Source organism: Mycobacteroides abscessus ATCC 19977 (assembly GCF_000069185.1).
GTDB classification, from domain to species: Bacteria; Actinomycetota; Actinomycetes; order Mycobacteriales; family Mycobacteriaceae; genus Mycobacterium; species Mycobacterium abscessus.
In genome coordinates this window covers 1,434,771-1,447,189 of sequence record NC_010397.1, presented here as the reverse complement: position 1 = coordinate 1,447,189, position 12,419 = coordinate 1,434,771, and the positions used below count along the sequence as shown (strand labels likewise).

The 12,419-nt window shown below is 64.7% G+C and carries 11 protein-coding genes and 1 tRNA gene; 3 read left to right on the top strand and 9 right to left on the bottom strand.

All coding sequences use genetic code 11. The features are described 5' to 3' along the window. Positions 1-47 precede the first annotated feature (47 nt). A complete protein-coding gene (gene rpmE, locus MAB_RS07425; RefSeq protein WP_005059822.1) occupies positions 48-272 on the bottom strand; it encodes a 50S ribosomal protein L31 in 225 nt (74 codons plus the stop codon). 441 nt (positions 273-713) lie between these two features. On the opposite strand from rpmE, the gene MAB_RS07420 reads away from it, so the two are divergent. Together MAB_RS07420 and MAB_RS07415 are read left to right on the top strand one after the other, a co-directional pair. After that, positions 714-944, top strand: a complete 231-nt coding sequence (locus MAB_RS07420) for a hypothetical protein (RefSeq protein ID WP_005059821.1) — start codon at positions 714-716, stop codon at positions 942-944. A gap of 143 nt (positions 945-1,087) precedes the next feature. Further along, positions 1,088-1,579: a hypothetical protein gene (locus tag MAB_RS07415; RefSeq protein WP_005084617.1), complete on the top strand. Its 492-nt coding sequence runs from the start codon at positions 1,088-1,090 to the stop codon at positions 1,577-1,579. Between the two features lie 175 nt (positions 1,580-1,754). Here the strand turns inward: MAB_RS07415 and rho are convergent, their stop codons facing one another. The 6 genes from rho to argS form a co-directional block, all read right to left on the bottom strand. Beyond that, entirely contained in the window at positions 1,755-3,695 is a 1,941-nt protein-coding gene (gene rho / locus MAB_RS07410) for a transcription termination factor Rho (RefSeq protein WP_005110131.1), read from the bottom strand. A gap of 328 nt (positions 3,696-4,023) precedes the next feature. Then, entirely contained in the window at positions 4,024-4,944 is a 921-nt protein-coding gene (thrB, locus tag MAB_RS07405) for a homoserine kinase (RefSeq protein WP_005110130.1), read from the bottom strand. Then, entirely contained in the window at positions 4,941-6,008 is a 1,068-nt protein-coding gene (gene thrC / locus MAB_RS07400) for a threonine synthase (RefSeq protein ID WP_005110129.1), read from the bottom strand. Before thrC ends, thrB begins: the two co-directional genes overlap by 4 nt. After that, a complete protein-coding gene (locus tag MAB_RS07395; protein WP_012296431.1) occupies positions 6,005-7,309 on the bottom strand; it encodes a homoserine dehydrogenase in 1,305 nt (434 codons plus the stop codon). Before MAB_RS07395 ends, thrC begins: the two co-directional genes overlap by 4 nt. Next, entirely contained in the window at positions 7,306-8,718 is a 1,413-nt protein-coding gene (lysA, locus tag MAB_RS07390) for a diaminopimelate decarboxylase (protein WP_012296430.1), read from the bottom strand. The genes MAB_RS07395 and lysA overlap by 4 nt, the downstream gene beginning before the upstream one ends. Beyond that, on the bottom strand, positions 8,715-10,367 hold the full coding sequence (gene argS, locus MAB_RS07385; protein ID WP_005110123.1) for an arginine--tRNA ligase: 1,653 nt from the start codon (positions 10,365-10,367) through the stop codon (positions 8,715-8,717). The genes lysA and argS overlap by 4 nt, the downstream gene beginning before the upstream one ends. A gap of 120 nt (positions 10,368-10,487) precedes the next feature. Between argS and MAB_RS07380 the strand changes: the two genes are divergently transcribed. Then, a tRNA-Arg gene (locus MAB_RS07380) sits at positions 10,488-10,560 on the top strand. Between the two features lie 7 nt (positions 10,561-10,567). Here MAB_RS07380 and MAB_RS07375 read toward each other — a convergent pair. Beyond that, positions 10,568-11,143 (bottom strand): hypothetical protein, encoded by a 576-nt coding sequence (locus MAB_RS07375; protein WP_005110122.1) that lies wholly within the window; start codon positions 11,141-11,143, stop codon positions 10,568-10,570. A gap of 24 nt (positions 11,144-11,167) precedes the next feature. Beyond that, entirely contained in the window at positions 11,168-12,367 is a 1,200-nt protein-coding gene (locus MAB_RS07370; RefSeq protein WP_005114125.1) for an FAD-dependent monooxygenase, read from the bottom strand. Positions 12,368-12,419 lie beyond the last annotated feature (52 nt).

Sequence of the window (12,419 nt, the reverse complement as noted above, 5' to 3'; positions counted from 1 at the left end):
CGACGCCCGGACTGCACAAACGGCAGATCCGGGCGTCGGCAAGGAAGCTATTTGTCGGCTGCGGCCTTGCGCTTGCCGTAGCGAGCCTCGAACCGGGCGACACGGCCACCACTGTCCAGGATCTTCTGCTTGCCCGTGTAGAACGGGTGGCACTGCGAGCAGACCTCGACCACAATGTGGCCGCTCTCCTTGGTGCTGCGGGTGGTGAAGGTGTTGCCACAGCCGCAGACCACGTTGGTCTCGACGTAATTGGGGTGAATACCCGATTTCATGGTGTTTCCTCTTCGTGTTGTGGTCGCCGGGTCGCCTGCGTCACGGCGTGAACCGGAACCCTTCAAAGGCTGAGAGGCCATTATGCCAGCTCAGTCACGCAGAACCTAAACGACGACAGCCCACACGGTATTCCAGGCCTCGCGGACATCGACGGCCGCGCACCGCAGCATCTCCCAGCACCGTCGCCACCGGCGCCGTTCGACTACTGGGGCACAGGGTGACGCCGATGCGGGACCCCGGATTCAACCAGTGAGAGTTCTGGTTCTGGGGCATCTGGATCCCGCTGCAACGCGCTGTTTCGGGCGAGGCCCTGCCCGCGAACGGGCTTGGAGCCCCGCAGCCCGGGCAAAGAACGCGTACGTTGGTTGGTGGCGCGTGAATTGCGAATCACTGCCGATCCGGAAAACCGCCCAGGAAAGCCGATTCGGAAAGGACTCCGCATGAACATCAAGAAGGTCAACATCAAGAGATTGATCGTGACAGGCGTATCCGCGGCGGCGATGGGACTCGCCACGTTCGCGGGCGCACAGGGTGTCGCCAATGCCGACCCCATCACTCCCCCGCCACCGCCTCCCATCCCTCAGGCACCGCCGATTCCTGACGGGAATGGGGTGCCGCCAGTACCGCAGGCGCCACCGATACCTCAGATTCCCGCGATCCCGCAGCCGTGATTTGTGCCCGAGCCAGGGCATGTAACGGCTGTTGACATCCTGTCGATATTCAACATGGCAGCCGCGGCATAACCAGCGCGGTGCCGCTGTTGAGAACGGTTGAGTCGGGGCGAACCGCCGAGATATTCGGACAGGAGTCGCACATGAATCTGAAAAGCCTTGTGGCGCAGGGGGCTGCGGTCGGCGCATTGGCGATGGGCACGCTCGGGATGGGTGCCGTTCCCGCGTTTGCGCAGCCCGTCGGCCATCCCGCCTACACCCAGGACCATCCGAATCGCCCTCATGGCGACGACGATGACGACTGGGGTGGCCACGATGGCCGGCACAACAACGGCAACTGGCGCGGCGATGACAGTCGGCGCGATCGGGATCGGGACTGGCGTGATGACGGCCGATGGCAGGACGACCGCCGTGAGTGGCGCGATAACCCGTGGCATTACGACCAGCGTCCGCCATGGGGCTGGGCGCCACCACCGCGTGCGGAATGGCGTGGTCCACTCCCCGACCGCTGGGGTCCGCCACCACAGGCCTTCGACTACTGGGGACACCGGGTGCAACCCGTCTGGGATGACGGGTTCAGGACCTGGGGGTTCTGGCTCTTTGGAATCTGGATCCCGTTGGTCTCCGTCGGTTAACCGGCCTGCCCGGCCGGGACCGGATTCTGTCTGGGGCATCTGACAGCCCGGCGCGTCGGAGCATGCGCAGCGGCGACAACACGTGGGCGCCATGCCGTACGAGCACTACGAGCACACGGTCGAGGTACTGGCGCCGCTGCGGGAGATCACCGATCCATATCAGTGACCCGACGCGTTAGCTGTACTGCGTCTCCTCGGCGCCGGCGGCGCCCGGGGTGTTCTTGGACACTTGGACCAGGAACTCGTAGTTGTTCTTTGTCTTGCGCAGCTGGCTCATCAGCAGATCGATGGCCTGATGCGAATCGAGTCCGGACAGCACCCGACGCAGCTTGTGCACGATCGCGAACTCGTCGCCGCTCATCAGCAGCTCGTCCTTGCGGGTACCCGACGGGTTGACGTCGACGGCGGGGAACACCCGGCGCTCGGCGATCTTGCGATCGAGCTTGAGCTCGGCGTTACCCGTCCCCTTGAACTCCTCGAAGATGACGGTGTCACCGGTGGAGCCGGTCTCGACCATGGCCGTGGCGATGATCGTCAGGGAGCCACCGTTCTCGATGTTGCGCGCCGCGCCGAGGAATCGCTTGGGCGGGTACAGCGCGGTCGAGTCGACACCACCGGACAAGATGCGTCCCGAGGCCGGCGACGCGTTGTTGTACGCACGACCCAGACGGGTGATCGAGTCCAACAGCACCACGACGTCCTTGCCCTGTTCCACCAGGCGCTTGGCGCGCTCGATGGCTAGCTCGGCAGCCTGGGTGTGATCTGACGGCGGACGGTCGAAGGTCGAGGCGATGACCTCGCCCTTAACCGAGCGCTGCATGTCGGTGACTTCTTCGGGCCGTTCGTCCACGAGCACCACCATGAGGTGGCATTCGGGGTTGTTGGCCGAGATCGCATTGGCGATGTTCTGCATGATCGTGGTCTTACCGGCCTTGGGCGGCGAAACGATCAACGCACGCTGCCCCTTGCCGATCGGCATGATCAGGTCGATCACACGAGTCGTGAGCTTCTCGGTGGTCGTCTCCAACCGCAGACGCTGGTTCGGGTACAGCGGGGTCAGCTTGGTGAAATCGGGACGCTTCTTGGCGTCCTCGACCGGGCCGCCGTTGACGGAGTCCAGGCGCACCAACGGGTTGAACTTCTGCCGCTGATTCTGATTACCGGCGTCAGGATCGCGGGGTACGCGCACCGCGCCGGTGATGGCGTCACCACGACGCAGCCCGTTCTTGCGCACCAGATTCATCGAGACGTAGACATCGTTGGGGCCGGCCAGGTAGCCGGACGTACGGACGAACGCGTAGTTGTCCAGCACATCGAGAATTCCGGCCACCGGCTGGACGACATCGTCCTCGCGCAGTTCGGTCTCGCCGCCCTCGTTGTTGTTGCGATCGCGACCGCGACGACGCTCCCGGGTGCGACGCCCACGGCGGCCGCGGCCCTCGCCGTCATCGCCGCGATTGCCCTGGTTCTGGTTGGTGTCCTGGTTCTGGTTGTCCGAGTTCTGGCCACTGGAGCCGCCATCACGACCGGAGCTCTCAGCGTTGTCGGCGTTGTCGCGGCTGCCGTTCTGCTTGCGCTCGCCCTCGGCCGGTTGGTTCTGGTTCTGGTTCTGGTTGCGACGCCGCTCACCACGTCCCTCACGGGGGGCCGCGCCGTTCTCGGCCTTCTTCCCCTCGGAGTCCTGCGTGGATTCGGCCACGGGCTTCGGTGCCTCGGCAGGAAGATCGAGCGCGGTCTGGGTCGGCTCAGCCGATTCCTTCAGGCCCGATTCCTTCTGGCCCGATTCCTTCTGGCCCGATTCCTTCTGTGGCGCCTCCGCCGGTGCCGACGAGGCCTGCGGCTGCTGGCTCTGCGCCGCCTGATTGTTGTTCTTCGGCGCACCAAGCGCGCCCTGATGCTCGCGAATGGCGGCGATCAAGTCGCCCTTACGCATCCCGGAGGTGCCCTTCACGCCTACCTGACTGGCCAGCGCGCGCAGCTCCGGAAGCACCATCGTCGACAGCGCGCCCAGTCCGTCACCCCGGCGCTCCTTACCGGCGCGGTCGGATGAGGCTGCGGCGGGCGCCTCCGGAGTTTCCGGGGCGGCTTCGGTCGCGATGAGGTCCGTATCGGTCACGGATTTCCTTTCCTTCCCCCGCCAAACATGGGGCGAGGGGTCTCACTTCGGCCAGTTAGGTTGCTGGCCGCGAAGTTCATGCTGCGGGCCCACACAGATAGGGCCGCACGAGGTCCTGAGAAATGGCAGCTCACCGTCAACCTTGCCCAATATCGCCGCCTGTCGGCGACAACTGAAATATCAGGAAGAATTTGTGATCGTCCTCGTTCTCGGCGCAGGTGCGCAGAAGCTGCAATTGCTGGGACTGATATCGAGGATAACCCCCGGCCGAGCATCAAGCAACCAGCACCCCCGGCGAGTCCCCCGGGCTCACCAGCCATAACGTCGGCTATCGAACCGACACACCCGCCGACACAGCCATGGCTACCAGTGAGAAACCTTGATCTTCAGCGTATTTCACCGCCGAATCGGGCAGATCGACGGTTGTCAACGCCAACACCGCAGGTCCAGCACCCGAAAGGACGGCCGCGACACCCTGGCTCCGCAGGTACGCCAGGACATCCGCGGACGCCGGCATCGCCGACGCTCGCTGCGGTTGGTGCAACCGATCCTCGGTAGCCGTCATGAGCAGGTCCGGCCGCGCGGTGAGAGCGACGGTCAGCAGAGCGACACGGCTAATATTAAAACGAGCATCTACATGTGTGACAGCTTGGGGCAGCAATACCCGAGTGTGCGCAGTGGAGGACTGCTCCTCGGGAATGGCCGCGACAATTTTGATATCGGGATGCACATCGAGGCGGGTAGCGGCATAAATCGGGGTCGCCCCCGACGTCTCCGACCATGACACCACGGCACCGCCTAGCACGCTGGCCGCGGCGTTGTCCGGATGTCCCTCGAACTCCGACGCCAGCTGCACCAGCACGTCGTCGGAAAGCACCGCGCGCCCGGCCTTGGCAAGCAACCCATTGGCCACACCCAGACCGGCTACTGCTGCCGCGGCCGACGATCCCAGACCTCGCGAGTGCGGAATTTTGTTGTGGCACTGGACAATCAGGCCTGGGGCGGCAGCTCCACCGGCAGCGAGCCCGCGCTCGATCGCACGCACAACGAGGTGGCTACCGTCGAGCGGAACCTCTCCGGCGCCCTGACCCTCGACGGCCACCTTGAGACCGGATTCGGTTGTATTGACCTCGATCTCGTCGTACAGCGACAGTGCGATCCCGAGGCTGTCGAAGCCCGGGCCCAGGTTCGCACTCGATGCGGGCACCAGGACCGTGGTGGCCAGCCCCGCGGGCAGCACCTCGCTCACGCCAGTTCCAGCGCCTCGGCGACGGCACTCGCCTGGACCGGGATGGGAGTCACCTCGGGCATTCCGCTCAGCGCATTGTCGGGATCCTTCAGGCCGTTGCCCGTCACGGTGCAGACCACGGTGGAACCCTTGGCAACCCAGCCGTCTGCGACCGATTTCAGCAGGCCCGCGATGCTGGCTGCCGACGCGGGCTCCACGAACACGCCTTCGCTGGATGCGACCAGCCGGTAGGCGTTGAGAATCTCCTCATCGGTGACGGCCAGGAACTTGCCGCCCGATTCCTGTTGCGCGGCAACCGCGCCCGACCACGAAGCAGGAGATCCGATCCGGATGGCGGTGGCGATGGTCTCCGGATTGGCGACAGGCGCCCCGTTGACCAGCGGTGCGGCGCCGGCAGCCTGAGCACCCAGCATCTTGGGCAGGCGGTCCGACAGACCGTCACGGTGGTACTCGTTGTAGCCGCGCCAGTACGCGGTGATGTTCCCGGCGTTGCCGACCGGCAGCGCATGGATATCGGGGGCGGTGCCGAGCGCATCCACGATCTCGAAGGCAGCAGTCTTCTGCCCCTCGATACGCACCGGATTCACCGAGTTCACCAGCGCAATGGTCGGATAATCCGCCGTGGTCTTGCGCGCCAGCTCCAGACAGTCATCAAAATTGCCGTCTACCTGGATGATCCGCGCACCGTGGATAACGGCCTGGGCCAACTTGCCCATCGCGATCTTGCCCTGCGGAATCAATACAGCACACGTGATACCCGCCTTGGCCGCATATGCGGCGGCCGAGGCGGAGGTGTTCCCGGTCGAGGCACACAGCACCGCGCGCTGGCCACGCGCCAGCGCGTCGGTCACGGCCATGGTCATACCGCGGTCCTTGAACGACCCGGTGGGGTTCAGGCCTTCGACCTTCAGGTGCACGGTGCATCCGGTGAGCTCGGAGAGACGAGCCGCGGGGAGCAACGGCGTACCGCCCTCACGCAGGGTCACTGGCTGCCAGTTCTCACCGATCGGGAGACGGTCGCGGTAAGCGGCGATGAGGCCGGGCCACGGGGTATGAACTGTCACTCTTGTGTTCCTTCCAGCCGGATGACGCTCGCGACGCCCAGTACCACATCAAGATCGGCAAGAGCGGCAACAGTTTCCGAAAGTGCGGCGTCGGTTGCCTTGTGCGTGAGCACCACCAACCGGGCGCCCGTCTCGTCGACCTCACCCTCCTGCCGCACGGTGGCGATGCTGACCTCACGCTTGGCGAATTCGGCAGCCACAGTAGCGAGCACGCCGGGCTTGTCTGCCACCCGCATCCGCACGTAGTAACGCGTCGGGATGAGACCGATCGGCGCGACGGGCAACTGGGCGTACCGCGACGCCCGGGGACCGCGTCCACCCTGCACCCGGTTACGGGCCGCCATCACCAGGTCTCCCAACACTGCCGATGCGGTCGGTGCACCACCTGCGCCCTGGCCGTAGAACATCAGCTCGCCGGCCGCTTCGGCCTCCACGAAGACGGCGTTGAAAGCCCCGTTGACGCTCGCCAGCGGATGCGTCAACGGCACCAGCGCCGGATAGACCCGAGCAGAAACACGTTGGTGTCCTTCGCTGTCTGTCAGCCGCTCGCAGATGGACAGCAACTTGATGCTGCACTGCAGTGCCCGCGCGGAGTCGAAGTCGTCGGCGCTGATCTTCGTGATGCCCTCGCGGTACACGTCGTCGGCGCTCACCTTGGTGTGGAAGGCAATCGAAGCGAGAATCGCGGCCTTGGCGGCGGCGTCATAACCCTCCACGTCGGCGGTCGGGTCGGCCTCGGCATAGCCGAGCTCTCCCGCCTCGGCCAACGCGGTGCCGTAACCCGCACCGGTGTTGTCCATGGCAGACAGGATGTAGTTGGTGGTGCCGTTGACTATTCCGGACACCCGAATTACCGAATCGCCGGCCAGTGACTGCGTCAGCGGGCGGATAACAGGGATCGCCCCAGCCACCGCTGCTTCGAAATAGAGGTCGACCCTTGCCTTTTCGGCAGCTTCGGCGAGCTCACCGGCGGACTGCGCCAGCAGCGCCTTATTGGCCGTGACGACAGACTTGCCCGCGTTGAGGGCACCAAGGATGCCGCGCCGGGCAGGCTCGACCGGCCCCATCAGTTCGACCACGATATCGACGTCGTCGCGTGCGACCAAGGCCTCGATATCATCGGTGAGCAGGTCGACCGGAACTCCGCGGCCATCGGCAACGCGGCGCACCCCGATGCCGCGGATCTCCAGCGGGGCACCTATGCGGGCCGCGAGATCACTTGCGCTGCTTTCGATGATGCGCGCGACCTCACTGCCGACGTTACCCAGGCCCAGGATCGCCACGCCTATCGCGTCGCTCATTCACTTACCTCCAAACTCACCAAATCCTCGACGGTTTCACGCCGCAGGATCAGTCGCGCCCTTCCGTCCTTGACGGCGATGACCGCCGGACGGGTCAGCAGGTTGTACCGGCTGGACATCGAATAGCAGTACGCCCCGGTGGCAGCGACAGCCAGCAGATCGCCGGGAGCCACATCCTCGGGTAGCCATGCGTCCCTGACCACGATATCGCCGCTTTCACAATGCTTTCCGACAACCCGGGACAGCACCGGTGCGACGTCGCTATCGCGGGAGACCAGTTGGGGGTGATACTCGGCCTGATACAGCGAGGTGCGGATGTTGTCACTCATCCCACCGTCGACACTCACGTAACGACGCTGGCCGTTCGAGAGGATCACGTCCTTGGTGGTACCCACCCGGTAGAGCGTGACAGTGCCGGGACCGGCGATGGCCCGGCCCGGCTCGATCACCAACCGCGGCCCGGGCAGGCCCGCCAGCGCCGACTCGGTACGCACGATGACGCCGAGCTTGGCGGCCAGATCCTCGATGGGCGGCGGATCGTCCGACGGCACATAGCTGATACCGAGGCCGCCGCCGAGATCGATGATGTTGAGCTGAGCCGTCTTGTCGGTGCCGAACTCGGCGACCACATCGCGCAACAGCCCGATCACCCGGTGCGCGGCTACCTCAAAGCCGTCGACATCAAAGATCTGCGAACCGATATGGCTGTGCAGTCCAACAAGCCGAAGGTTATCGGTGGCGAAGACCCGCCGGACGGCCTCCAAAGCCTGCCCGCCCGCGAGCGACAACCCGAACTTCTGATCCTCATGCGCGGTGGAGATGAACTCGTGAGTGTGTGCCTCGACGCCGACGGTGACTCGCACCAGCACGTCTTGCACCACGCCTGCCCGGCCGGCGATAGCATCCAGGCGATCGATCTCAATCATCGAGTCGACGACAATATGCCCGACACCAGCCTGTACCGCCTGTGCCAGTTCCGCCTCGGATTTGTTGTTGCCGTGCAGCGCGATTCGCTCAGGCGGAAACTCGGCACGCAAGGCAACGGCCAACTCGCCCGCCGAACAAACGTCCAGGCCCAACCCCTCGTCCTTGATCCACCGCGCGACCTCGGTGCACAGGAATGCCTTGGACGCGTAGTGCACGCGGGCAGCACCACCGAATGCCGCCGCCATGTCGCGGCAGCGCGAACGGAAGTCGTCCTCGTCAATCACGAACAGCGGGGTGCCGTACTGCTCGGCGAGTTCGGAGACGGCCAGGCCCGCAAGGGTCACTTCACCGTCGGCACCGCGAGAGGCATTGCGGGGCCATACATTTGACGCCAATTCGGTCGGATTAGCCGGTGGTGCACTGCTCATGGCGGTGTGCTGTTCCCCTTCTGCGTGGCGGGGGCCTGCCGGGTGTGCGCTCACATCCGCTCCGGTGCGCTCACGCCGAGGATGTCCAGGCCGTTGGCGATGACTTGGCGAGTGGCCAGGCACAGTGCGAGCCGGGCCGCGTGGAGGTCGCCGGGGGTCTCGTCGCCTTGCGGGAGCACCCGGCACGAATCATAGAACCGGTGGTAGTCGCCGGCGATGTCTTCCAAATACCTTGCGACACGGTGTGGTTCGCGCAACGCTGCGGCGTTCTGCAGGATCCGGCCGAACTCGCCGAGCCCACGGATGAGCGCACCTTCTTTCTCGTGGGTGAGCAGCTCCAGGTGCTCCGTCGAGTGCTGCAGACCCAGATCGGCCGCGTTGCGGGCCAGTGCACAGAGCCGTGCGTGCGCGTATTGGACGTAGTAGACCGGGTTCTCACTCGACGCGGACGCCCACAGCTCCAGATCAATGTCGATCGAGGTGTCCACCGAGGAACGGATCAGCGCATAGCGAGCCGCATCCACGCCGATGGCGTCTACCAAGTCGTCGAGGGTGATGACGGTCCCCGCGCGCTTGGACATGCGCACCGGCTGGCCATCACGCACCAGGTTGACCATCTGACCGATAAGCACCTCAACGCTGTCGGCGTCGTAACCCAGTGCGGCGGCAACGGCTTTCAGGCGCGCGATATACCCGTGATGATCGGCACCGAGCATGTAGATGCACAGGTCGAAGCCCCGCTCGCGCTTGTCGAGGTAATAGGCGATATCACCGGCGATGTAGGCGGGGTTGCCGTCGCTCTTGATGACGACACGATCCTTGTCGTCACCGAAGTTGCTCGACCGCAGCCAGGACGCGCCGTCCTTCTCGTAGATGTTTCCGGTCTTGCGCAGCTGGGCGATGGCCTCCTGCACCCGGCCTGACGTGTGCATCGAGTCCTCGTGGGTGAAGACATCGAAATCCGTGCCGAACTCGTGCAGTGACTCCTTGATGTGGGTGAACATCAAGTCCACGCCAATCTCTCGGAAGACCTCGGATCTCTCGGGCTCCGTCAGCGTGAGCGCCTCGGGCCGCTGGGTGATGACCTGCTTGGCGATATCGGCGATGTAGTCGCCGGCGTACCCGTCTTCCGGGGCTTCCTTCCCCTCGGCCGACGCGATGAGCGACCGGACAAACCGGTCGATCTGGGCGCCGTGGTCGTTGAAGTAGTACTCGCGGGTGACCTTGGCGCCCTGACGAGCCAACAGGCGGCCGAGCGCATCGCCCACCGCGGCCCATCGGGTACCGCCGATGTGAATCGGGCCCGTCGGGTTGGCGGAGACGAACTCCAGGTTGATGGTGTGCGTGCCTTGCGCGTCGGAATTCCCGTAGGTCTCCCCCGCCTTCAGGATGTTCGCCACGATGGTGCCCTGTGCGTCGGCCGCGATCCGCAGGTTCACGAACCCGGGCCCGGCGATCTCGGCCCCGGCGATCGCCGCGTGGGACACGAGGGCCTCGACGAGCCAGCCGGCCAGGTCACGCGGCGCGACGCCCACCTTTTTGGCGACCTGTAAGGCCACGTTGGTGGCGTAGTCTCCGTGCTCCGGATTACGGGGCCGTTCGACTGTCACCACGGCGGGCAGTGCCGACGTGTCCAGACCTCGCTCGTCCAGCACCGTGGTAGCGGTGGAACGCAGCAGGTCGGCGAGGTCGGCGGGAGTCACGGCGATCATCCTATGGGCTGGGGTATCCAGGCCCCGAATCCTTTACCCCGACCGAAACGGTGGTCGGGGTCCACGTGTGGATGCGCTAGGCTGTCTCCGCTAGTCTTTCCAAGCCCTGATGCCCTCGTAGCTCAGGGGATAGAGCGTCTGCCTCCGGAGCAGAAGGCCGCAGGTTCGATTCCTGCCGAGGGCACACACGATCATTCGGCCGCGGTATCAGTTTCCGCGGCCGCGGCGGCTCGGAGCTGCTGCTTCTCGGCTTTCACCCGCCTACGCCAGGCGCGTACCACGAAGAACGCCACAAGCAAGAAGATCAACAGCGCGACGATGGCCCCGATCGCCGTCGCTCCCCGGAATCCGGGTGCTTCGACATCGAGCACGCGCTCGCCGGCATGAGCGGAATTGCTGGCCCCGAGCACAATCGTGAGCGTCATCAAGTTTGGTATCGCGATGAGGACGGCCAATAACGTCAGTACCCCCGCGAAGAATTTCCCGCCGCGGCGACCTCTTATCAGAAATGCCCACATCGCCAGCAATAACGGAATTCCGGTGCACAACAAACCGAGCGCCAGTCCGCTGCCGATCCCCTTGGTGAAACTGCCGTGGCCGGACATATCGGCGATACGTTGCGCCCACCAGCGCGGGATGAAGGCCGACAACGCGAAGTACACGGCCACCAGCGCCAACAGCACGGCGATGGCCGCGAAAATACGCCCACGCCACCTGGCCCAGATGGATTCCTTCTCCGCAACTTTTGTTTCGCCGCTTCGAGCCATACCGAAAAGGCTATTCCAACAAAACTAGTTTCGTGCGGGGGAAGACGGATTGCCAAAGGCGGCCTGCATGGCCGCCAGCGTGCGGTCGCGAAGAACATCCGATTCCCTGTCGGCCGCGAGTTGCGATTCCGGCGGAATGTCATGTGCGTCAGCAGGTGGCATGAACCAGCCCCGGGATGCCTGCGCGAGTTCCCGGCTCAACCTCGCCATCTCGCGGATACGTCTCTGATACCGCGTGAAGGCTTGTCGGTGGTCACCCGGATGGCAGGAGATTTCGTCGGCCAGAATCGCGGCGCCCACGACGGCCAGAGTGGCCCCCATACCGGAAAACAGCGAAGGCCCGTAGGCGGCGTCCCCGATCAGCGCCACTCGGCCCCGGCAGGGGTTGGCGAGCGATACCTGTGCGATGGAGTCGAAATAGAAGTCGTCGCACGTCCACATGGCCTCGAGAAGCTCGGCGGTACGCCATCCCATGCCCTCGAAGACGCGGTGTATCCAGTGGCGCTGTGCGGCCGGATCTGCCCGGTCGTAGGCACGTTGGGCCGACTCGAAAAACAGTCCGATCACCAGCTCTCTACTCTGGTGCACGGTGTAGCACCCCAGGGTGCGACCCGGACGGTTCAACAACAAGCCTGCGTTGCGCAGGCCGAGAACGTTACCGGTGGTGAAATGCGCCTGGTAACAACCGAGATGGCGAACGAAATCACTCTCGGGGCCAAAAGCCAGGGTACGGGTACGTGAGTGCAGCCCGTCGGCGCCGATGACGACGTCGAAATGGCCATGCCTGCCGCTGTCGAATGTGACGGCGACGTCGTCGCCCCGCTCGTGGAGCGATCGGATCGAATCACCAAAGCGGTACTCGACACCGGTTTGAGCGGCGTTGAAGAGCACAGCATTGAGTTCTGTTCGCAACAGCTCGATCTCACCACCGATCACGTGCGGCGCCATGGTGAAGACACGTTTGCCCGATGAATCGATACGGAAGAATTCGCTCAACTGCGTCGCGCGCGTTTCCAGTTCGGCGAGCACACCCATGTCGGCCATCACCTGCAGGGCAGGGCCGCGCAGATCGACGGCATTTCCGGCCTGACGCAAATCCGCGGACCGCTCCACCACCGTGGGCCGTAGGCCGGCACGGGCCAGCCGATACGCCACCACGGTGCCGGCGATGCCCGCACCGCAGATCAAGACGGTACCCGCACCATTTCCCCTCGCCGGCTGCATAACCACAGGCTAGGGCCATACTTGACCAATGGTCAAGTATGGCGGTTGCTAT

Excerpts from the sequence above, each read along its gene's own strand:
- rpmE (WP_005059822.1), bottom strand. The coding sequence starts at position 272 with ATGAAATCGGGTATTCACCCCAATTACGTCGAGACCAACGTGGTCTGC.
- MAB_RS07395 (WP_012296431.1), bottom strand. The coding sequence starts at position 7,309 with ATGAGCGACGCGATAGGCGTGGCGATCCTGGGCCTGGGTAACGTCGGC.
- MAB_RS07370 (WP_005114125.1), bottom strand. The coding sequence starts at position 12,367 with ATGCAGCCGGCGAGGGGAAATGGTGCGGGTACCGTCTTGATCTGCGGT.
- MAB_RS07375 (WP_005110122.1), bottom strand. The coding sequence starts at position 11,143 with ATGGCTCGAAGCGGCGAAACAAAAGTTGCGGAGAAGGAATCCATCTGG.
- MAB_RS07415 (WP_005084617.1), top strand. The coding sequence starts at position 1,088 with ATGAATCTGAAAAGCCTTGTGGCGCAGGGGGCTGCGGTCGGCGCATTG.
- MAB_RS07420 (WP_005059821.1), top strand. The coding sequence starts at position 714 with ATGAACATCAAGAAGGTCAACATCAAGAGATTGATCGTGACAGGCGTA.